General features: G+C 72.6%; 17 protein-coding genes and 1 pseudogene. 11 read left to right on the top strand and 7 right to left on the bottom strand.

Annotated features, from left to right (window positions below):
* Window positions 1–213: 213 nt before the first annotated feature.
* The gene (locus ACQUQD_RS16140) at window positions 214–1,206 is read left to right on the top strand and encodes a malate dehydrogenase (RefSeq protein WP_428952772.1); all 993 of its coding nucleotides are present in this window, start codon (window positions 214–216) and stop codon (window positions 1,204–1,206) included.
* A 155-nt stretch (window positions 1,207–1,361) separates the two neighbouring features.
* Here ACQUQD_RS16140 and ACQUQD_RS16135 read toward each other — a convergent pair whose 3' ends face one another.
* Complete coding sequence (locus ACQUQD_RS16135) at window positions 1,362–2,759, bottom strand: MFS transporter (protein WP_428952771.1); 1,398 nt, start codon at window positions 2,757–2,759, stop codon at window positions 1,362–1,364.
* Window positions 2,760–2,861: 102 nt separating this feature from the next.
* Here ACQUQD_RS16135 and ACQUQD_RS16130 point away from each other — a divergent pair, with 102 nt between their 5' ends.
* Both ACQUQD_RS16130 and ACQUQD_RS16125 read left to right on the top strand, forming a co-directional pair.
* Window positions 2,862–3,845, top strand: a complete 984-nt coding sequence (locus ACQUQD_RS16130) for a LysR family transcriptional regulator (protein WP_428952770.1) — start codon at window positions 2,862–2,864, stop codon at window positions 3,843–3,845.
* Between the two features lie 17 nt (window positions 3,846–3,862).
* The gene (locus ACQUQD_RS16125; protein WP_428952769.1) at window positions 3,863–4,192 is read left to right on the top strand and encodes a hypothetical protein; all 330 of its coding nucleotides are present in this window, start codon (window positions 3,863–3,865) and stop codon (window positions 4,190–4,192) included.
* Here the strand turns inward: ACQUQD_RS16125 and ACQUQD_RS16120 are convergent.
* Complete coding sequence (locus ACQUQD_RS16120) at window positions 4,182–5,243, bottom strand: alpha/beta hydrolase family protein (RefSeq protein ID WP_428952768.1); 1,062 nt, start codon at window positions 5,241–5,243, stop codon at window positions 4,182–4,184. The two genes, ACQUQD_RS16125 and ACQUQD_RS16120, sit on opposite strands and share 11 nt — an antisense overlap.
* A 19-nt stretch (window positions 5,244–5,262) precedes the next feature.
* Window positions 5,263–6,192, bottom strand: a complete 930-nt coding sequence (locus tag ACQUQD_RS16115; protein WP_428952767.1) for a zinc-binding dehydrogenase — start codon at window positions 6,190–6,192, stop codon at window positions 5,263–5,265.
* 88 nt (window positions 6,193–6,280) lie between these two features.
* Between ACQUQD_RS16115 and ACQUQD_RS16110 the strand changes: the two genes are divergently transcribed.
* Window positions 6,281–7,261 carry a LysR family transcriptional regulator gene (locus ACQUQD_RS16110; protein WP_428952766.1) on the top strand — a complete coding sequence of 327 codons (981 nt, stop codon included), beginning with the start codon at window positions 6,281–6,283 and terminating at the stop codon, window positions 7,259–7,261.
* Here the strand turns inward: ACQUQD_RS16110 and ACQUQD_RS16105 are convergent.
* Complete coding sequence (locus ACQUQD_RS16105) at window positions 7,216–8,772, bottom strand: MDR family MFS transporter (protein ID WP_428952765.1); 1,557 nt, start codon at window positions 8,770–8,772, stop codon at window positions 7,216–7,218. The two genes, ACQUQD_RS16110 and ACQUQD_RS16105, sit on opposite strands and share 46 nt — an antisense overlap.
* 234 nt (window positions 8,773–9,006) lie before the next feature.
* On the opposite strand from ACQUQD_RS16105, the gene ACQUQD_RS16100 reads away from it, so the two are divergent.
* The 6 genes and pseudogenes from ACQUQD_RS16100 to ACQUQD_RS16075 all read left to right on the top strand — a co-directional run bounded on the left by ACQUQD_RS16100 (window position 9,007) and on the right by ACQUQD_RS16075 (window position 17,494).
* Window positions 9,007–9,630: a TetR/AcrR family transcriptional regulator gene (locus ACQUQD_RS16100; RefSeq protein WP_428952764.1), complete on the top strand. Its 624-nt coding sequence runs from the start codon at window positions 9,007–9,009 to the stop codon at window positions 9,628–9,630.
* A gap of 274 nt (window positions 9,631–9,904) precedes the next feature.
* On the top strand, window positions 9,905–11,407 hold the full coding sequence (locus ACQUQD_RS16095) for an aldehyde dehydrogenase family protein (RefSeq protein ID WP_428952763.1): 1,503 nt from the start codon (window positions 9,905–9,907) through the stop codon (window positions 11,405–11,407).
* Between the two features lie 179 nt (window positions 11,408–11,586).
* The gene (locus tag ACQUQD_RS16090) at window positions 11,587–13,137 is read left to right on the top strand and encodes a GMC family oxidoreductase (RefSeq protein ID WP_428952762.1); all 1,551 of its coding nucleotides are present in this window, start codon (window positions 11,587–11,589) and stop codon (window positions 13,135–13,137) included.
* Window positions 13,137–14,208 (top strand): annotated as a pseudogene (locus ACQUQD_RS16085) (quaternary amine ABC transporter ATP-binding protein); the annotation flags it as partial. The gene ACQUQD_RS16090 and the pseudogene ACQUQD_RS16085, both read left to right, overlap by 1 nt.
* Before the next feature lie 357 nt (window positions 14,209–14,565).
* On the top strand, window positions 14,566–16,530 hold the full coding sequence (locus tag ACQUQD_RS16080) for an ABC transporter permease (protein WP_428952761.1): 1,965 nt from the start codon (window positions 14,566–14,568) through the stop codon (window positions 16,528–16,530).
* Window positions 16,531–16,534: 4 nt separating this feature from the next.
* A complete protein-coding gene (locus ACQUQD_RS16075; protein WP_428957578.1) occupies window positions 16,535–17,494 on the top strand; it encodes an ABC transporter substrate-binding protein in 960 nt (319 codons plus the stop codon).
* A 200-nt stretch (window positions 17,495–17,694) separates the two neighbouring features.
* Here ACQUQD_RS16075 and ACQUQD_RS16070 read toward each other — a convergent pair whose 3' ends face one another.
* From ACQUQD_RS16070 to ACQUQD_RS16060, 3 genes are read right to left on the bottom strand one after another with little or no spacing between them, the layout of a single operon-like run.
* Window positions 17,695–18,447 carry an isocitrate lyase/PEP mutase family protein gene (locus tag ACQUQD_RS16070; protein WP_428952760.1) on the bottom strand — a complete coding sequence of 251 codons (753 nt, stop codon included), beginning with the start codon at window positions 18,445–18,447 and terminating at the stop codon, window positions 17,695–17,697.
* Between the two features lie 38 nt (window positions 18,448–18,485).
* On the bottom strand, window positions 18,486–18,923 hold the full coding sequence (locus ACQUQD_RS16065; RefSeq protein WP_428952759.1) for a carboxymuconolactone decarboxylase family protein: 438 nt from the start codon (window positions 18,921–18,923) through the stop codon (window positions 18,486–18,488).
* 8 nt (window positions 18,924–18,931) lie between these two features.
* Window positions 18,932–19,402: a carboxymuconolactone decarboxylase family protein gene (locus ACQUQD_RS16060; RefSeq protein ID WP_428957577.1), complete on the bottom strand. Its 471-nt coding sequence runs from the start codon at window positions 19,400–19,402 to the stop codon at window positions 18,932–18,934.
* Between the two features lie 187 nt (window positions 19,403–19,589).
* On the opposite strand from ACQUQD_RS16060, the gene ACQUQD_RS16055 reads away from it, so the two are divergent.
* Window positions 19,590–21,314, top strand: a complete 1,725-nt coding sequence (locus ACQUQD_RS16055) for a PLP-dependent aminotransferase family protein (RefSeq protein WP_428952758.1) — start codon at window positions 19,590–19,592, stop codon at window positions 21,312–21,314.
* Window positions 21,315–21,542: the final 228 nt, after the last annotated feature.

Here is a 21,542-nt window from a genome sequence, read left to right as displayed (position 1 = left end):
GGTCACACAGTGGCACCCCCACGGCGGCCGTCGGTCCCTCCCTTCCGGGACCGCCGGCCGCCGCCGTGTTCGGAAGCCCGTGCGGTCGCGGGTGCTGTGGGGTGAGCCACACGCACCGGTAGGTCCGGTGGCGGCAGGGCGCGATAGCCTGACGAGCGGATCTCTTGATGTAGAGAGATCGATCAAATGTCCTGCTGTCTTACGGAGAACGCCATGACCCGCACTCCCGTGAACGTCACCGTCACCGGCGCCGCCGGCCAGATCGGCTACGCACTGCTCTTCCGCATCGCCTCCGGCCAGCTGCTCGGCGCGGACGTGCCGGTCAAGCTGCGCCTCCTGGAGATCACCCCCGCGCTCAAGGCCGCCGAGGGCACCGCCATGGAGCTCGACGACTGCGCCTTCCCGCTGCTTCAGGGCATCGACATCACCGACGACCCGAACGTCGCCTTCGACGGCGCCAACGTCGGTCTGCTCGTCGGCGCCCGCCCGCGCACCAAGGGCATGGAGCGCGGTGACCTCCTCGAGGCCAACGGCGGCATCTTCAAGCCGCAGGGCAAGGCCATCAACGACAACGCCGCGGACGACATCAAGGTCCTCGTCGTCGGCAACCCGGCCAACACCAACGCCCTCATCGCCCAGGCCGCCGCGCCGGACGTACCGGCCGAGCGCTTCACCGCCATGACGCGCCTCGACCACAACCGCGCGCTGACCCAGCTCGCGAAGAAGACGGGCTCGACGGTCGCCGACATCAAGCGTCTGACGATCTGGGGCAACCACTCCGCCACCCAGTACCCCGACATCTTCCAGGCGTCCGTCGCGGGCAAGCCGGCGATCGACGCCATCGGCGGCGACGAGAAGTGGCTGGCCGAGGACTTCATCCCGACCGTCGCCAAGCGTGGCGCCGCGATCATCGAGGCCCGGGGCGCGTCCTCGGCGGCCTCTGCCGCGAACGCCGCCATCGACCACGTCCACACCTGGGTCAACGGCACCGCCGAGGGCGACTGGACCTCCATGGGTATCCCGTCGGACGGTTCGTACGGCGTTCCCGAGGGCCTCATCTCGTCCTTCCCCGTCACCACCAAGGACGGCAAGTACGAGATCGTCCAGGGCCTGGACATCAACGAGTTCTCGCGTGCGCGGATCGATGCCTCTGTGGCGGAGCTGGCCGAGGAGCGCGAGGCCGTCCGCGGCCTCGCGCTCCTCTAGTCCCGGGTTCCTCCGGCCGGTTCTTCAGCCGCCCGCGGTGGGTCTTCTCGACTCGTCGCGGGCGGTTTGTGCGTGGGGGCGGGTGTCCCGTCGTCGTGGCTGGTCGCGCAGTTCCCCGCGCCCCTGTCGCCCGGAAACCGGATCCGCTACGGCGCTCAGGCGCGGTCCCGGTAGCCCAGGGCCACCGCCACCGTGGCGAGCAGCGTCACCGAGCCCACGACGGCCAGTGCCACGGACATGCCCGAGGAGAAGTCCCGCCCGGCGCCGGCCAGCACCGTCCCGGTGACGGCGACGCCGAGCGCCGCGCCGAGCTCGCGCGAGGCCGTGCCGAGGCCCGAGCCCAGGCCCGCCTGGTGGGCGGGGAGCGAGGTCAGGACGCCGAGGGTCAGGGCCGGCATACAGGTGCCCGTGCCGAAGGAGATGACCAGGAGCCACACCACGTAGACGCCGTACGGGGTGTGCGGGCCGGCCGTGGCGGCGCCGAGCAGGCCGAGGCCGATCAGTGCGAGGCCCGTCGTCACCACCGGGCGGGGCGTCGCCTGCCGGCGCGCGGCGAGCTTCGGGGCCAGCGCCATGCCCACGGTCACCGGCATGATCGCGATGCCGGTGAGCGCGGGACCGTAGCCCTTGATGCCCTGCAGATACTGGGAGTTGACGAAGAACAGGGCGAACAGGCCGAAGAAGCCCACCGCCGTGCCGAGCGTCGCCGCCCGCAGCCGCGGGGAGCGGAACACCCGCGGGTCGAAGAGGGGCGCGGGGGAGCGCAGGGCGTGCCGGGTGAAGGCCGCCGCGAGCAGCGCGCCGAGCGCGAACGCGACGAGGATGCGGGGCGAGCCCCAGCCGTACGTCGGGCCCTCGATGATGCCGAAGAGGATCGCGACCAGGGCCGCCGTGACGAGGAGCGTGCCGAGCGGGTCCGGGTTGCCGCGGTCCACGCGCGGGGTGCGCGGGACGGCCCGGGCGACGGCCACGGCGAGCAGCGCCGCCAGCGGCACCATCCCCCAGAACAGGGCCCGCCAGCTGAGGAACTGGCCCGCGAGGCCGCCGCCCAGGTTGCCGAACGCGCCGCCGATCCCCATCGCCAGCGTCCACGCGGCCATCGCCTGGGCGCGGCGCGTCGGACCCCCGGCCAGGTGGACCAGGATCGACACGGTCGCCGGGGTGATCAGCGCGGCGCCGGTGCCGCAGACCGCGCGGCCCGCGATGAGGACGCCGGGCGCCGTGGCGAGCGCGCTGGTGGCGGCGCCCGCGGCGAACAGGGCGAGCCCGGTCAGGAGCGCGCCCTTGCGGCCGTAGCGGTCGGCGGCGGCGCCCGCCGGTATCAGCAGGCCCGCGAACGCGATGACGTACGCGTCGACCGTCCACAGGATCTGGCTCGACGAGGGATGCAGGGACGACGAACTCAGCTGCGGGATCAGCAGGTTGATCGCCGCGACCATACTCTGCGCGACCAGTACGCAGGCGCAGACCGTGAGCAGGGTCAGGCGTCCCAGGCGGGGTGTCCCGGCGGCGTGGGACAGGGGCGGGGACGTCGTCGGGGCAGGCGTGGGCATGGCTCCTCCCGGGAGCTTCACGTGGTGGTGGGGGATGCCCGTCCAACGTAGGGTCGGATCTGGTCTGCTTTCCAGTGCAATGTGTGCAGGGGATGATTGTGTATGGCGCAATCCGTTACGGGACCTGCGGCGACGCCGTCCGTGACGGCCGGGCTCGACCTGAATCTCCTGGTCGCCCTCGACGTGCTGCTGGAGGAGCAGAGCGTGCGCGGCGCCGCGCTCCGCCTCCACCTGTCCGAACCCGCGATGAGCCGCACCCTGGGCCGGGCCCGCAAGGCGCTCGGCGACCCGCTGCTGGTGCGCGCCGGGCGGCAGATGGTGCCGACGCCGTACGCGCTGTCGGTACGGGCCGAGGTCGGGGCGGTCGTCGAGCGGGCGCGAGCGCTGTTCGCGGCGCGCGGCGACGAGGACCTGCGCTCCCTGACGCGTACGTTCACGGTGCACGGGCACGATTCGCTGGCCGCGCTGCTCGGCCCGCCGCTGCTCTCCCGGGCCGCCGCCGAGGCGCCCGGCATCCGCCTCCGGTTCCTCGGCGAGAGCCATGTGGACGCGCCGGTGCTGCGCGAGGGCACGGCCGATCTGGAGGTCGGTGTCATCGACACGACCGCGCCCGAGGTGCGCGTGGAGCCGATGTCCACGGACCGGATGCTGGCCGCGGTGCGCGCCGGACACCCCCTGCTGGAGGGGGAGATGACGCCTCGCCGGTTCGCGCAGGAGGCCGAGCACCTCATCGTGTCGCGACGCGGCAAGCTGCACGGCCCGGTCGACGACGCGCTGGCCGAACTCGGCCTGCGCAGAAAGGTGGTGGGCAGCGTCAGCACGTTCCCCGCGTCGCTTTTCTTCCTGCGCGACACGGATCTGGTGGGGCTGGTCGGCTCGTGGTGCCTGCCGATGACCGACGCGCTCGGCCTGGTCACCTTCCCGATCCCGCTGGAGCTTCCCCCGCTGGCGCTGAGCCTGGCCTGGCATCCGCGGCACGACGCGGATCCGGCGCACGCCTGGCTGCGAGGATGCGTGCGCGACCAGATGCTGCGTACCGCGCCCACCTCTGAGAATGCTCAACTCCCCCGCCCGGAAGGGGAGTAGTGCCGCACCATGGAGGGATGATCATCAAGGCCAAGCGTGAGCTGAACGTCCTCGTCCTGCGGGACGCCGACCGCGTCGCCGACGCCGTGCAGGAGGCGCTCGCCTCGGCGTCGGACGCCGAACGGCCCGGCCTGGAGCGGGCCGCCGCCCTGATCGCCGAGGCGGCCGGCATGAGCGAGGCCGAGGTGCGCGGTCGCTGGGTGCGCGAGCGGCTCGCGGCGGCGGGCCACACCGGCCCCGCCGACTCCGTCCAGGCGATCAAGGCGTTGCGCCAGGCCGAACCGGCCCTGTCCCTGTACACGGCGGTGCGGCTCGCCAAGGACGCGGCCGCCACCGCTACCGCGTGAGTTCCGCCGTGAGCCGGTCGGCCAGCCGCGGCAGCCACCGGTCCCGCACATTGCCGAGGAGATGGTCGCCGCCGGGCACCAGATCGTAGGTGCCGTACGGGGCTTCGGCGGCGAGCCGGGCCCCGTTCTCCACCCCCGGGATCCTGTCGTCCGCCCCGTCGACGACGAGCAGCGGCACCGTGATGCGTCCGGCCGTGCCGCGCAGGTCGACGCGGGCGAGGAACTCCCGTGCGGCGTCCGCCGATCCGGCCCGCTGGGTCAGCGTCTCCCGGACGAACGGCACCGTGTCGTCCCAGCCGGTGATCCGGTACGGCCCGCTGACCGTGGCCGCCGCACGGATCCGCGGTTCGTGGGCCGTGCTCCACGCCGCGTAGTACCCGCCGAGGCTGAGCCCGACGACACCGACCGGGACCGGGCCGAGGCGTTCGTGCAGCGCGTCGACGACCCGGCCCATGACCTGCTCGTAGTCCGCGGTGACCGTGCTCGTCGCCGCCCGAACGCCCTGGCCGGGGCCGTCCATCGTGAACACGGCGGTGCCGCGCGCGAGCAGCGCCTCGGTCACGTCGTGGAACTCCTCCTTGGACGAGTCGAGGCCCGGGACCACGACGACCACGCTTTTCCTCCCGCCTGCGGCGCCGCGCAGCCAGCCCGCGTACGGGGCGTCCTCGACGCGTACGGCGTCGGGTTCGAGGAGGGCGAGCGCGCGGCCCATCGCCGCGTCGGCCCGCGCGGCGGCGTGGGCGGCCAGGCCGCGGTCGGGGTGGGGGAGCAGCACGGCGCAGTGGAACCAGCGGGCGGCCCGGCGGTACGCCTCGGCGGCGGAACGGTCCGCGCCCCGCGCCTCGTGCCGCTCGCCGGCGGTCAGGTGGTCGCCCGCCGCACGGACGAAGGCGGCCGGCCAGTCCCGCAGGTCGTCGAGCGCGCTCGTCACACGCTCGTACGCGAACGGGTCCAGGCCCGCGCCGTACGCGCGTGAGCGGTTCTGACCGATGAAGTCCGCCAGGATGCCCGGGAGTTCGAAGAAGGAACTGGTCGGGGGTGTCGTCGGCATGGTGACTCTCCTCGCGGGTTCAGGAAACGGTCAGCACGGCGTTGCCGCGGATGCGGCGCTCGCGCAGGTCGACGAGCGTCGTGGCGGTGTCCGCCCAGTCCGTGACCCGGCCCAGTTCCGGATGCAGCCGCCCGGCGGCGACGAGCCGGACGAGCGCGGCGAGGTCGTCGGCGTAGGACTCGGGGAAGTCCATGTAGTGGAAGTGGCGCAGCGACGCCGACTCCGGGCCCCGGAAGAAGTCGAAGAAGTCCAGCGTGACCGGGGTGCGGCCGGCCTGGCCGAACCAGATGAGCGTCCCGCCGCGACGGAGCCGGGACAGGGCCGCCGGGAGCGTCGGGCCGCCCGTCGATTCGAGGACCAGATCGTAGGGGCCGGCCGCCTCGGTCACGTCGTGCACGACCTCGTGCGCACCCAACTCCCGTAGCCGTGCGCCGCGTTCGGGTGAGGCGGTCACCGCCGTGAGGTACGCGCCCGCGGCGGCCGCCAGCTCGGTGACGTAGTGGCCCACCCCGCCCGATGCGCCGGTCAGCAGGACGTGGCGCCCGCCGACCGGGCCCGCGGCGCGCAGCAGCCGCAGCGCGGTGAGCCCGGCGAGGGGCAGCGCGGCGGCCTGCGCCGTGGTGACGGCGTCGGGCAGTTCGGCGAGCGCGGACGTCGGCACCGCCGCGTACTCGGCCCAGCCCGCGCCCATCGGATGGCCGACGACGCGGCGCCCCGCCTCGGGCCCGCTGCCGTCCGCGGCCTGCTGCACGACCAGGCCTGCGACGTCCTTGCCCGGCCGCCAACTCGCCCCGGGCTCCTCCAGCTTGAACGTCTCGCCCCGGTTCACCGAGTACGCCTCGACCTTGATCAACGCCTCGTCGGGACGGAGCCGGGGCTGCGGCAGCTCGGCGAGAACGACGTGCGGCTGTCCGGCGTGGGCCTTGCCCGTGGGTACGTAAGCTCTCATGCCCCGCAGTCCACCGGGCCCGGGGCACCGGGGTCCAACAACTGGCCACCGGGTACGACAACCGACGGTTGTTCCCTAGGGTGGCCGCATGGAATCCGCCGCCGGCCCCGACGACCGGGACGTCGATCTCGACCTCGCACAGGTCCGCGCGTTCGCCGCCGTCGCCGACGAGCGGCACTTCGGGCGGGCCGCGGCCCGGCTCGGCATCACCCAGCAGGCCCTGTCCAAGCGGGTCGCCCGGCTGGAGTCGACGCTCGGCGTGCGGCTCTTCGAGCGCGGGGCGCGCGGGGTCGAGCCGACCGGGGACGGGGCGCGGTTCCTGGAGCCCGCCCGGCAGGTCCTCGACGCGGGGCGGGCCGCCGTCGACGCGGTGCGCGGCACGCCGCCGAGGCCGCTGCGCATCGACGTATGGGGGCACCTGTACGCGCCGATGCGGACCGTCGCCGCCATGATCGAGGCCGCGCCCGGACTCGCCGTCGAACCCGGTGCCGGCCGCGACTACCCGGCCGTGGTGGACGCCATGGTGCGGGCGGACCGCGGCGGCTGCGACGCCGGGTTCGGGCGGGTGCACGCGCTGCCCGACGGGGACGCGGCGCTGGTGCGCCGCCTGGTCCGGCTCGAACCGGTCGACGCGGTGCTCAGCGCCCGGCATCCGCTGGCCGGTGCCGACGCGCTGCGCCCGGCCGACCTGCGCGACTCCGTGCTGCGGTACCCGGCCGAGACGGTGCGGCTGGACTTCCTGACGCGGTTCGCGGACCGCTTCGGCATCGCGGCGCGGGAGGGCGGGCCGAACCTCGGCCTGGAGTCCTTCCTCGCCCATCTGCGCGAGGAGCCGGGGCAGTTCACGCTGTTCCCGGCCGATGTCCCGCTGCCGGACGACCCGGGCCTGCGGGTGGTGCCGCTCGTCGACCCGACCCCGCTGTACGCCTGGTCGCTGGTGTGGCCCGCCGGCCGCGAGCACCCGGGGATCGCCGAACTGCTGCGCGCCTGCGGCCAGTTGGCGGGGGAGCGGCGCTGGCTCGACTACGACCCGGCGCGCGACTGGCTGCCGGACACCGACAGGCCCTGAGCGGACTCCGACGGGTCCTGAGCGGACTCCGAAGGATCCTGAGCCGCCTTGTCCGACGGGTTCTGCGCCGTCTCGGAGGGGGTCGAGGCCGCCTTCGAGGCCTCCTGGACCGGATGCGGCGGGCCTTGATCCGGCTTCGACGGCCCCGCCGCCGGTTTGCCGCGCAGCGGGACCTCCTTCACGGCCACCGCGGCCAGCAGGGCGAGCACACTGACGACGGCCGCGACCAGGAAGACCTGCTGCGTCCCCTCGGTCACCGCGTGCGCCGAAGTGCCGTGCGGAGTGGCCCGGTTGAAGAGCGAGCCGAACACCGCGAGGCCGACCGAGGCGCCGACCGTACGGAAGAGGTTGACGCTCGACGAGGCGACGCCCAGGTCCCTCATCTCCACGCTGTTCTGCGCGATCGTCGTCGTCATCTGCATGAAGAAGCCGAGGCCGATGCCGGTGAGCACCATGAAGAAAGACGTCATGGCGCCGGACGTGTCCGCGTCCATCGTGGCGAGCAGAGCCGTGCCGGCCGTCAGGAACACCCCGCCCAGCACCGGGAAGATCTTGTAGCGGCCGGTACGCGACATCACCCGGCCCGCGATCTGTGTGACCACCACGACCGGTGCCATCAGCGGCAGCAGGAGCAGTCCCGAACTCGTCGCCGTCGCGCCCTGCACCGTCTGCTGGAACAGCGGCAGATACAGCGACGCCCCGAACATCACCGCGCCCACCGCGCCGATCAACACCGAGGCGAGCGGGAAGTTGCGGTGCGCGAACACCCGCAGGGGGATCAGGGGTTCGGCCGCGCGGCGCTGGGACACGACGAATCCGGCGAGACCGAGGACGGTGACCGCGAGCAGCCCGACGATCTGGGCCGAGGTCCACGCGTACTGGGACCCGCCCCAGGTCGTGGCGAGCACCAGGGCGCTGATCGTGACGGTCATCAAGGAGATGCCGGGCCAGTCGACGCGGACCCGTCCGGCGGTCCGCGCCCCGTCCGGGGCGAGCATCACCGCACACCACACCAGGGCCAGCACCCCGAGCGGCAGGTTCAGGTAGAACGCCCAGCGCCAGCCCACGTGCCCGGTGACGAAGCCGCCGACGAGCGGCCCGCCGATGGTGCCGAGTGCCATCACCGACGCGCTCATGCCCTGGTAGCGGCCACGCTCGCGGGGCGGCACGAGGGAGGCGATCAGCGCGAACGCGAGTCCGCCGAGGCCCCCCGCGCCCAGGCCCTGCAGCACCCGGAAGCCGATCAGCTCGCCCATCGTCCGCGCGGCGCCCGACAGCACGGAGCCCGCCAGGAAGACGCCGATCGAGACGAGGAAGACGCGCTTGCGGCCGTAGAGATCGCCGAGCTTTCCCCAGACGGGGGTCGAGACGGCGGTGGCGAGCGTGTACGCGATCACCACCCACGACAGGTGCTCCGTGCCGCCGAGGTCCCGGACGATCGTCGGCATCGAGGTCCCGACGATGTTGTTGTCCAGCATCGACAGCAGCATCGCCAGCATCACGCCGAGCATGGTCCAGCGGATCCGGCCCGCGGACCCCGCGCTTCTCTTGGCTCCTGCGGCTCCTGCGGCTCCTGCGGCTCGTGCGGGTTTTGTTGTTTCTGCGGTTCTTGTGGTTTCTGTGGCTCCTGAACCAGTCAGGTCCGTTTCTTTCGCGTCAGTCATACCCCGAGAAAAGCACAACCGTACAATAAGTGCAACGGATCAACTTTTTGCACGGGTCACCCATGGCGGTAGAGTGTGGTCATGACCTCGCACCCCCCGCCGCCGTCGCACGCCCCGGCCGCTTCCCCGGAACCGCTCGGCCGGCGTGAGCGCAAGAAGGCCGCCACGCGACAGGCGCTGGCGGACGCGGCCCTGCGGCTCTTCCTGGAGCACGGCTACGACAAGGTCGGGATCCGGGACGTGGCCGAGGCCGCCGACGTGTCGACGACCACGCTGTTCAAGCACTTCTCCGGCAAGGAGGCCCTCGTCTTCGACCGGGACGAGGACCAGGAGCAGGCCCTGGTCTCGGCCGTCCGTGACCGGCCCGACGGGGTGACGATCCTGCGCGCGCTGCGTGAACACGCGCGCGGCGCACGGGACTTCGACCCCACGGACGACGGGGCGGTGCGCTTCCGTGAACTGATCGACGGCACAAAGGCGCTGCGCGAGTACGCCGAGCGGATGTGGCTGCGCCACCGCACCGCGCTGGCCCGCGCCATCGCCGAGGACATCGGCGCGCCCGAGGGCGACCCGGCATGCGAGGCGCTCGCCGCCTTCGCTCTCCAGGCGGTCCGCCTCGGAGACGGGGCCGAGGCCGTCGACGCCGCGTTCGACATCCTGGAGCGGGGCTGGGACCCCGGGGTGGCGGGGGCCCAGCGGGGCTGAGCGGATCCCGCGGTCCGGATCCCGCGGTCCGGATCCCGCGGACCGGATCCCGCGGCCCCCGGAACCAGCCCCGGAAGCCTCCCGAGGACAGAACGCTCCTCGGGGCGCGTTTCGGTCCTTTCCCCGGCGCATACGGTGACGCAGCGCACTTTCGGCCACGGAACGCGCATGCTTTCCGCACCCCAGGGCAGGGGCACCCGACATCACGGCAGAGATCGCCGAGAGGCATCTGCGGTGCTCGGGGGAAAGATCCGGAACGGAAGGCAAGCAGGACGTGTCAGCACAACACACCATCCATGTCGGCGGAGAGTGGCGCGCAGCCGCCTCGGGAGCCACCCGCGAGATCCTCGACCCCGCGGATGCCAAGCCGTTCGCCGTGATCGCCGAAGGCGGCGCCGACGACGCGGACGCCGCGATAGCCGCCGCCCGCCGCGCCTTCGACGAGGGCCCCTGGCCGACGACGCCCGTCGCCGAGCGTGCCGCGCTGCTGCGCCGCGTCGCCGACCTCCTCGTCCGCGACCGGGAGAAGATCGGCCTCCTGGAGAGCCGGGACGCCGGAAAGACCGTCGAGGAGGGCCGCGTCGACGTCGACTGTGTCGCCGACGCCTTCCGCTACTTCGCCGACCTCGTCATCGGGGAAGGCGCCGGACGCGTCGTCGACGCGGGCTCCGACGAGATCCACAGCGTCGTCGTGCACGAGCCCGTCGGCGTCTGCTCGATGATCACGCCCTGGAACTACCCGCTGCTCCAGGCCAGCTGGAAGATCGCCCCGGCCCTCGCCGCGGGCAACACCTTCGTCATCAAGCCGAGCGAGATCACCCCGCTGACCACGGTCGTGCTCGTCGAACTGCTGGTGGAGGCCGGACTGCCCGCCGGCGTCGCCAACATCGTGACCGGCCCCGGCGCCTCGGTCGGCGCCCGCCTCGCCGACCACCCCGACGTCGACCTCGTCTCCTTCACCGGCGGCCTGGTCAGCGGCACCAAGGTCGCCCAGGCCGCCGCCGCGGACGTCAAGAAGGTCGCCCTCGAACTCGGCGGCAAGAACCCGAACGTCGTCTTCGCCGACGCCTGCGAGACCGAGGACGGCTTCGACACGGCCGTCGACCAGGCCCTCAACGCCGCGTTCATCCACAGCGGCCAGGTCTGCTCCGCCGGCTCCCGCCTCATCATCGAGGAGTCCGTGCGCGAACGCTTCGTCGCTGAACTCGCCCGCCGCGCCGAGAAGATCCGCCTCGGCCGCGGCACCGAGAACGGCGTCGAGTGCGGCCCGCTCGTCAGCGAGCAGCAGCGCGACAAGACCGAGTCCTACGTCGCCTCCGCCCTCGCCGAGGGAGCCGTGCTGCGCTGCGGCGGCAAGCGCCCCGAGGCCAGCGACGTACGCCCCGCCACCGGCTGGTTCTACGAGCCGACCGTCCTCGACCAGTGCCACCGCGAGATGCGGGTCGTGCGCGAGGAGACCTTCGGGCCGATCCTCACCGTCGAGACGTTCCGCACCGAGGACGAGGCCGTCGCCCTCGCCAACGACACCGAGTACGGCCTCGCGGGCGCCGTGTGGACCACCGACGCGGGCCGTGCCCGCCGGATCGCCGCACGCCTGCGCCACGGCACGATCTGGATCAACGACTTCCACCCCTACCTGCCGCAGGCCGAGTGGGGCGGCTTCGGAAAGAGCGGCGTGGGACGGGAGTTGGGCCCCGCCGGACTCGCCGAGTACCGCGAGACCAAGCACGTCTACCAGAACCTGGCGCCGAAGCCGGTGCGGTGGTTCGCGGGCTGAGCGCCCCCGCCGGGCGCCGTCCCACGGCGCCCGGCCCCGCCTCGCCCATAACCCGGTACCGCGGCCGTACTCGTACCCGTACCGCGCCCGTATCCGTACCGCGCCCGTATCCGTATCTCTGTACCTCTCTCCGTACCTCCCATTACGCGAAGTACCTTGCCTCGCCTTGGAGTTGACGCATGCCTGAGAATCCCGAACAGCCCGAGAACACGTACGACTACGTAGTGGTCGGCGGCGGCACGGCCGGATCGGTGATCGCCTCCCGGCTCACCGAGAACCCGGACGTCACCGTCGCCGTCATCGAGGGCGGTCCCAGCGACATCGACCGCGACGACGTGCTGACGCTGCGCCGCTGGCTCGGCCTGCTCGGCGGCGACCTCGACTACGGCTACACCACCACCGAGCAGCCGCGCGGCAACTCGCACATCCTGCACAGCCGCGCCAAGGTGCTCGGCGGCTGCTCGTCGCACAACACCCTCATCTCGTTCAAGCCGCTGCCCGGCGACTGGGACGAGTGGGCCGCGGCCGGCGCCGAGGGCTGGGACCACAAGGCGATGGACCCCTACTTCGCCAAGCTGCGCAACAACGTCGTCGCCGTCGACGAGAAGGACCGCAACGCCATCGCCCGCGACTTCGTCGAGTCCGCGCAGGCCGCGACCGGCGTGCCGCGTGTCGAGGGCTTCAACAAGGGCCCCTTCAAGGACGGCGTCGGCTTCTTCGACCTCGCCTACCACCCCGAGAACAACAAGCGGTCCTCCGCCTCGGTCGCGTACCTGCACCCGCACATGGAGGCGGGCGACCGCCCCAACCTCACGCTGCTGCTGGAGACGTGGGCGCACAAGCTGGAGTTCGTGGACGGCGTGCGGGCGCGCGGCGTGCACGTGCGCGGCAAGGACGGCGCCGAACGGCTGATATCCGCGCGGCGCGAGGTCGTCGTGTGCGCGGGCGCCGTGGACACGCCCCGCCTGCTCCTGCACTCCGGCATCGGCCCCAAGGCCGACCTGGAGAAGCTCGGCATCCCCGTCCTGCACGACCTGCCCGGCGTCGGCGAGAACCTCCTCGACCACCCGGAGTCGGTCATCGTCTGGGAGACGGACGGCCCGATCCCCGACAACAGCGCCATGGACAGCGACGCGGGCCTGTTCATCCAGCGCGACCCCGAGGCCGCCGGCCCGGACCTGATGTTCCACTTCTACCAAATCCCGTTCACCGACAACCCGGAGCGGCTCGGCTACGAGAAGCCCGAGCACGGGGTGTCCATGACGCCGAACATCCCCAAGCCGAAGAGCCGTGGGCGGTTGTACCTGACCAGCGCGAACCCCGAGGACAAGCCCGCCCTCGACTTCCGCTACTTCACCGACGAGGACGACTACGACGGGCAGACCCTCGTCGACGGCATCCGTATCGCCCGCGAGATCGCGAAGACGCAGCCGCTGGCCGGCTGGCTCAAGCGCGAGGTGTGCCCGGGACCCGACGTCACCGGTGACGAGGAGCTCAGCGAGTACGCCCGCAAGGTCGCCCACACCGTCTACCACCCTGCCGGCACCTGTCGCATGGGCGCCAAGAATGATGAACTCGCGGTGGTCGACCCCGAGTTGAGGGTCCGCGGGCTGCAAGCCATCCGAATCGCCGACGCGTCCGTCTTCCCGACGATGCCCGCGGTGAACCCGATGATCGGGGTGCTCATGGTCGGGGAGAAGTGCGCCGAGCTGCTGGGTGGTGATGCGTGATGAGTACGCAGACTGTGGTGAAGGACCCCGCTCCGGACGCGAGCGCGGGAGCCGCCGAGACCGTCTTCGCCGTCCGCAACCTGTGGAAGGTCTTCGGCCCCAAGGCCGAACGCATCCCGGGCGACGCGGAACTGGCCGACCTGAGCGCCGCCGAACTGCGCTCCCGCACCGGCTGCACCGCCGCCGTGCGCGACGTCTCCTTCGACGTCAGACGCGGCGAGGTCTTCGTGGTGATGGGCCTGTCCGGCTCCGGCAAGTCCACGCTGGTGCGCTGCCTGACCCGCCTCATCGAGCCGACGTCCGGCTCGCTCGCCATCGACGGCGAGGACGTCCGCGCCATGGACAAGGGCCGGCTGCGCGAACTGCGCCGCCACCGCGCCGCCATGGTCTTCCAGCACTTCGGACTGCTGCCGCACCGCACCGTCCTCGACAACGTCGCCTACGGCCTGGAGATCCAGGGCGTCGGACGCGCCGAGCGCCGGGCGAAGGCCGCGGAGGTCGTCGCGAAGGTGGGCCTGGAGGGCCTTGAGGGGCGCCGTCCCGGCCAGCTGTCCGGCGGCCAGCAGCAGCGCGTGGGCCTCGCCCGCGCCCTCGCCGTGGACCCCGAAGTCCTGCTGTTCGACGAGCCGTTCAGCGCGCTCGACCCGCTGATCCGGCGCGACATGCAGGAGGAGGTCGTGCGCCTGCACCGCGAGGAGGGCCGCACGATGGTCTTCATCACCCACGACCTCAACGAGGCACTCCGCCTCGGCGACCGCATCGCCCTCATGCGCGACGGCCGCATCGTGCAGCTCGGCACCCCCGAGGAGATCGTCGGCGCGCCCGCCGACGACTACGTCCGCGAGTTCGTCCGCGACGTACCCCGCGAACAGGTCATGACGGTCCGCCGCGCCATGCGCCCCGCCGACCTCGACGAGGCCGACCGCGGCCCCGAGATCGCCCCCGACGCCACGGTGTCGGAAGCGATCGAGGCGGTCGCGCGCAGCGGGTTCGCGGTGCGGGTCATGGACGACGGGCAGTGCGTCGGGGTCGTCGACCACGAGCGGCTGATCGACGTGGTGGCCGGCACGGCCGGCACGGCCGGCACGGCCGGCACGGCCGGCACGGCCGGCACGGCCGGCACGACCGATACGGATTCGTCAGGATCGGCCCCGGCAGCGGCAGCGGCATCGGCTGCGGTCACGGGTTCGGCCCCGGCCGCGGGTTCGGCCGCAGCCACGGGTTCGGCCCCGGCACCGGCGGCGGTACCGGCGCAGGGTGCGTCGACTGCCTCGGGCTCCGAGGGGACGGGTGCGGCCGCGTCGGCCGTTCCGGGCTCCGGGGACAAGGGCGCGACTACCGCGACGCCGACTGCCGCCTCGGGCTCCGAGGGCAAGGGCGGGCCCACGCCGGCTGCTCCCGGCCCCGAGGGCGAGGAGGCGGTCTGACATGGCAGCTGCCGTCACAGTCGCCCCGGCCAAGGGCGACACCACCCGTCGGGGAAGCCTGCTCCGCCACCGCGTACTCGGCAAGCTCCTGCTGCTCGCCGTGGCCGCGGCGGTGATCGTCCCGATCGTCAACGCCCGCTGGTCCAGCGGCACCTGGCCGGACGCCCTCACCGTCGACATCTCCGAGCCGCTCGGCAAGGCCAGCGACTGGATCATCGACAACCGCGACAGCCACCCGCTGTTCCTCTATTTCCTCGGCCACATCAGCAACGCGATCGTCGTCTCCATCCGCGCCGTCTACCTCGTGCTGCTCGCCGCCGGCTGGGCCGGAGTGACGGCCGCGGCCGGGCTGATCGCCTGGCGCGTCGCGGGCTGGCGCCTCGCCGCCTCCGCCGTGCTCGCCTTCCTCGCCTGCGGCGCCCTCGGCATGTGGGTGCCCACCGTGCAGACCCTCGCGCTGATGGTGGTCGCCGTCTTCGTCTCGGTCGTCCTCGGCGCGCTCCTCGGTCTCGCCGCGGGCCTGAGCGACCGCATGCACCGCGCCCTGCGCCCGGTCCTCGACACCATGCAGGTGTTCCCGGCGTACGCGTACCTCCTTCCGGTCGTCCTCGTCTTCGGCATCGGCGTCCCCGCCGCGGTCCTCGCCACCGTCGTCTACGCAGCCCCGCCCATGGCCCGCCTCACCGCGCTCGGCCTGCGCTCCGCCGACGGCGGCGTCATGGAGGCCGTCACCTCGCTCGGCGCCACCGCCCGCCAGCGCCTGCTCACCGCGCGCCTCCCGCTGGCCCGCAGGGAACTCCTCCTCGGCCTGAACCAGACGATCATGATGGCCCTCTCCATGGCCGTCATCGCCTCGGTCATCGGCGCCGGCGGCCTCGGCGACCGCGTCTACCAGGCGCTCGCCTCCGTCGACGTCGGCGCCGCACTCGCCGCCGGCATTCCGATCGTGCTGCTCGCCGTCGTCCTCGACCGCGTCACCGGCGCGGCAGGGGCCCGGCTCGGCTCCGACGAACGACCGGCGCGCTGGCAGTGGGGCGTCGTCGCCGCCGGCACCCTCGCGGTCGCCCTCGTCGCCCGCTTCGCCGACCGCCTCGACTGGCCCGACTCCTGGGTCGTGAACATCGCCGCCCCCGTCAACGACGCCGTCGACTGGATGACCGACCACCTCTACACCGGCGTCCCCTACGTGGGCGGCACCGCCGACTGGGCCGGCCACTTCACCACCTGGATCCTCGACCCGCTGCGCTCCGGCCTGACCTGGCTGCCCTGGTGGTCGGTGCTCCTGATCGTGGCCGCGCTCGCCTGGCTGATCGGCACCTGGCGCACCGCCCTGACCGCCGTCCTCGCCATGGCCGCGATCGGCGTGCTCGGCGTCTGGAAGCCGTCCCTGGACACCCTCTCCCAGGTCCTGGCCGCCGTCGCCGTCACCCTGGTCCTCGGCTTCGCGATCGGTATCGCCGCCGCCCGCAGCGAACGCCTCGACCGGCTGCTGCGCCCCGTCCTCGACGTCTTCCAGACGATGCCGCAGTTCGTCTACCTGATCCCCGTCGTCGCCCTCTTCGGTGTCGGCCGGGCCCCGGCCGCCGCCGCGGCCGTCGTCTACGCGCTGCCCGCCGTCGTCCGCATCACCGCCCAGGGGCTGCGCCAGGTCGACCCGGCCGCGATGGAGGCGTCCCGCTCGATGGGCGCCACCACGGGCCAGCAACTGCGCCAGGTCCAACTCCCGCTCGCCCGCCCGGCGCTGCTCCTCGCCGTCAACCAGGGCGTCGTCCTGGTCCTCGCCGTGGTCATCATCGGCGGCCTGGTCGGCGGTGGCGCGCTCGGCTACGACGTCGTCTTCGGTCTCGCCCAGGGCGACCTCGCCACCGGCCTCGTCGCGGGCGCCGCCATCGTCTGCCTCGGCCTGATGCTGGACCGCGTGACCCAGCCGACGGAACGCCGTACCCGTACCGGAAAGGGGGCCTGACGTGATGCGAACCCGTATGGCCACAGGGGTGGTTGTCGCCGCGGCCCTACTGGCGGTCAGCGGCTGCGGCGCCGCCGACATGACCAAGCAGGCGTCGCCGTACGCCAACGCCCAGGGCGCCAAGACGGTGACCCTCTCCGTCCAGTCCTGGGTCGGCGCCCAGGCCAACGTCGCCGTCGCCCAGTACCTCCTGGAACACGAACTCGGCTACCGCGTCGACACCGTCCAGGTCGACGAGGTCCCCGCCTGGGACGCCCTCAGCCAGGGCCGCGTCGACGCGATCCTGGAGGACTGGGGCCACCCCGACCAGGAACAGCGCTACGTGAAGGACAAGAACACCATCGTGAACGGCGGCGGCCTCGGCGTCACCGGACACATCGGCTGGTTCGTGCCCACGTACTTCGCCAAGCAGCACCCCGACGTCACCAACTGGAAGAACCTCAACAAGTACGCCGACCAGCTGAAGACCGCGGAGAGCGGCGGCAAGGGCCAGCTCCTGGACGGCTCCCCGTCCTACGTCACGAACGACAAAGCCCTGGTCCAGAACCTGAAGCTGGACTACCAGGTCGTCTTCTCCGGCTCCGAAGCCGCCCAGATCACCCAGATCAAGCAGTTCGCCAAGCAGAAGAAGCCGTTCCTGACGTACTGGTACCAGCCGCAGTGGCTCTTCAAGAAGGTCCCGATGACTGAGGTGAAGCTGCCCGCCTACAAGGAGGGCTGCGACGCCGACCCGAAGAAGGTCGCCTGCGCCTACCCGCAGACCCCGCTGCAGAAGTACCTCAACGCCGACTTCGCCAAGGACGGCGGCAAGGCCGCGGCCTTCCTGAAGAACTTCCACTGGACGACGGAGGACCAGAACGAGGTCTCCCTGCTGATCGCCGAACAGAAGCTCTCGCCGGACGAAGCGGCGAAGAAGTGGATCGACGGCCACCGCAGCACGTGGGAGGCGTGGCTGCCCAAGTAGCCGGGCAGATTCCACAGTGCCGGGTGTCTTTCCTGACGGGGGCACCCGGCACAGTCATGTGGTGGCGGTGGCGGTGGCAACGGCAGTGGCAGCGGCAGTGGTGCTGGTGCTGGTGCTGGTCTTGGGCGGGGCCGTCGGCTGCCCAGCACAGCGGGGTCAGCGGGGTCAGCGGGGCTGCTGGGGGAGGATCCGCGGGTCCGCTACCCCAGGTTCTCCGCGATCTCCCGCAGCGCCGCTGCCGCCCGGCGCTGCAACCCGGGCCCGAACGTGATCCGCGTCGCCCCCGACTCGCCCCACTCCCGCAGCGACGGCCCACCGGGCGGCGCCCCGACGTTGACCGGCCCCTCGATCCCGGCCCGCAGAAGAGGCAGTGCCTCGACCGGCGCCCCGATCGGATACACACAGTCCGCGCCGGCCGCCACGTACCACCGCGCCCGCTCGATCGTCTCCCCGACCGGATCGTCGACGCCCCTCATGAACGTGTCGATCCGCGCGTTGAGCACGATCCGGTCACCGGCGGCAGCCCGCACCTCGGCCAGCCAGGCGGCCTGCTCCCGAGGGTCCTTGAGCGCCTTGCCCGGTCCGGCGCCGGGCTCCGTGTCCGAGGCCGAGTCCTCGAGGTTGCACCCGACGGCCCCGGTCTCCAGCAACCGCTCCACCAGCTCCCTGGGCGCGATCCCGTACCCGCCCTCGATGTCCGCCGACACCGGCACCGACACCGACCGCACGATCCGTGTCACGGCCGCGAACATCTCGTCCGCCGGCGTCCGCCCGTCCTCGTACCCCAGCGACGCCGCGACCCCCGCGCTGGGCGTCGCCAGAGCCGGGAACCCGGCCTCCTCGAAGACCCGTGCACTCGCCGCGTCCCACGGCCCCGGCAGGACCAACGGATCGCCGGGAGCACGGTCGTGGTGCAGCGCCCGCAGGACGTCCACGGGCCTCGCGTGCCTCACGGGCCCCTGCGACCGGTCGGGGTCGGCCGTCGCGCCGTTCACCACGCGGGACCTCCCGGCTCGATCCGCCTGCTGACCATCAGCCGGTTCCAGCTGTTGATCAAAGCGATCGCCCCGATGAGGTGGGCGAGCTCCCCCTCGGTGAACTGCTTCGCGGCGAGCTCGTACGCCTCGTCGGGCACGAACCCCTCGGTGAGCACCGTCACGGCCTCGGTCAGCGCGAGCGCCGCCCGCTCCCGCTCGCTGTACAACTCGCCGGCCTCCCGCCAGGCGTTGAGCAGCGCAATCCGCTTCGCGCTCTCCCCGTTCTTCTCGACAGCGATGTCGACGTGCATGTCCAGACAGAACGCGCACTCGTTGATCTGCGAAGCCCGGATCATCACCAGCTCGGCCAGGACCGGATCCCCGAGCCCCTTCTTCACGGCCGCGCTCAACGCGACCATCGCGTCCCGGACCCCGGGGTCCAATCGGGTCATACGCGCGCTCACTTGAAGTCCCCCGCCTTGTAGTGCCCCGGCGACTGGCGCGTGGTGACACCGAACCGGTTCCACGCGTTGATCGTCGTGATCGCCGCGATCAACTGGCTCAGCTCCCGCTCGTCGTAGACCTTCGCCGCCTTCTCGTACACCTCGTCCGGCACGAAACCGTCCGTGAGGACCGTGATCGCCTCGGTCAGCTCGATCGCGGCGATCTCCTTCTCCGTGTAGAAGTGCTGCGACTCCTCCCAGGCGGCGAGCTGGATGATCCGCTCGACGCTCTCGCCGGCGGCCAGCGCGTCCTTGGAGTGCATGTCCAGGCACAGCGCGCAGTGGTTGATCTGCGAGGCCCGAATCTTGACCAGCTCGTACGTCACCGGGTCGAGCCCCTGACGAGCCGCCGCGTCGAGCCGGACCATCGCCTTGAACACCTCGGGGGCGTGCTGGGACCAGGCGAGCCGAGGCGTGTGCTCGTGCATGTACTCCGTGCCGGCGTCAGCGGTGCCGCCGGCGCTGCCAGTGGTGGGGGTGGGGGCCGTCGTGCCCTGGCTGCTGCCGTGCGGGCCGTTCCCCTGCTGGGTCTCATTCTGGTGCTGTGTGTCGTTCCCGTGCGTCGTCATGTCTCGACCCTACGAACGGATTAGCCCAGAGGTATGGTCCATTCCCATGGCAGAATCCTGGGCCACTTCGCCCTCCGGGCAGGCACTCGGCATCGACCTCCACATCGAGCCCACCGGCTCCGGCCTGCGCCGGGGCCTGACCGACGCGCTCCGCGAAGCCGTACGCGGCGGCCGCCTCGCCCCCGGCACCCGACTGCCCGCCTCGCGCACGCTCGCCGTCGATCTGGGCATCGCCCGCAACACCGTCGCCGACGCCTACGCCGACCTCGTCGCGGAAGGCTGGCTCACCGCCCGCCAGGGCTCCGGCACCCGGGTCGCCGAACGCCCCGTCGAGGCGCCCCGCCCAGCCCCCGCCCCGGGGCGCCGAGCCCCCGGCAGGCTCCTGCACGACCTGCACCCCGGCACCCCCGACCTCTCTTCGTTCCCCCGCGCCGCCTGGCTCCGGGCGTCCCGCCGCGCCCTGACCGCCGCACCGAACGACGCCCTCGGCTACGGCGACCCCCGCGGCCGCCCCGAACTGCGCACCGCCCTCGCCGGCTATCTCGCCCGCGCCCGCGGCGTCCACGCCCACCCCGACCGCATCGTCATCTGCGCCGGGTTCGCGCACGGCCTGATGCTGCTCGGCGACGTCCTGCGCCGCCGAGGCGTGCACGACATCGCTGTGGAGACCTACGGCCTCGACGTCCACTGGAACGTCCTCACCCGCGCAGGCCTCCACACCCATCCCCTCCCGCTCGACGAACTCGGCACGGACACGGGGGAGTTGGATCATTGGACGATGGGCGGGGCGCCGTCTCGGGGGGCCGGTGTGGGGGCGGGGGTGGGTGCGGATGTGGATGTGGGTGCGGGTGCGCGGTCGGGTGCAGGAGTGGGGCCGGGGGCTGGTGCTGGTGCGGCGGTGGCTCCGGTCGTGGCGCGGCCGGCCCGGGCGGAGGGCGGTGGGCCATCTGGCGGAGGCTCAGGCGGCGGCGATCGACCGGGCGGCGATCGACCGGGCGGCGGTCGGTCCAGCGGCGGTCGAAAGGGCGGGGGTCGATCCGGCGGGGACGCTGCTGTCGGCGGATCCGGCGATCGCGCGGCAGTCGGCGCCGCTCTGCTGACACCCGCCCATCAGTTCCCCGTGGGCGTCCCGCTCCATCCTGACCGGCGGGCCGCCGTCGTCGACTGGGCACGTCGCACTGGTGGACTGATCCTCGAGGACGACTACGACGGCGAATTCCGCTACGACCGCCAACCCGTAGGCGCGCTCCAGGGGCTGGACCCGGACCGTGTCGTCTATCTCGGCACGGCGAGCAAGTCGCTCGCCCCCGGGCTGCGTCTGGGCTGGATGGTCCTGCCTCCGGCCCTCGCCGACGAGGTCATGGAGGCCAAGGGCCCCAGCGACTGGTCGTGCGGTGCTCTCGACCAGCTGACCCTCGCCGAGTTCCTGAACTCGGGCGCCTACGACCGCCACCTGCGCAGCGCCCGCCTGCGCTACCGCCGACGCCGTGACCAACTCGTGGCCGCCCTCGCCGAACACGCGCCCACCGTCCACGCCACCGGCATCGCCGCCGGCCTGCACGCGGTCCTCCAACTCCCGCCCGGCACCGAACAATCCGTCGTCCGAGCCGCCGCCTGGCAACGCCTGGGCGTCGCAGGTCTCTCCAGCTTCCGCCACGAGAACGCCGCCGCCTCGGCAGCTCAACCCGACGCCTTGGTGGTCGGCTACGGCACCCCGCCCGACCACGCCTGGTCCGGAGCTTTGGACGCACTGTGCCGGGTGCTGCCGTAAGGGTGGGGCGAGTGGGCGGTGGTCTCGGCCAGCAGCGAGGCGTTGCGGAGCTACGAAAACGGCAATGGGGGCAGTCGGGGTCGGTCAGGTTGGCGCAGACCAGGGTCGGGCGGGCCGGGGCGGGCCATGGAGGGCGAGTGCATGGTGGGCCGGCGGGCAAGGCGAGTGCCCGGGCAGCCCGGCCCGAGCGGAGGCATGGCGAGGGTCGACCGGGTAAGGAGTACGGCG

The organism is Streptomyces sp. cg35, assembly GCF_050410835.1.
In the GTDB taxonomy this organism is placed as follows: domain Bacteria; phylum Actinomycetota; class Actinomycetes; order Streptomycetales; family Streptomycetaceae; genus Streptomyces.
The sequence above is the reverse complement of the archived record's forward strand: the minus strand, read 5'-3'. Positions and strand labels throughout refer to the sequence as shown.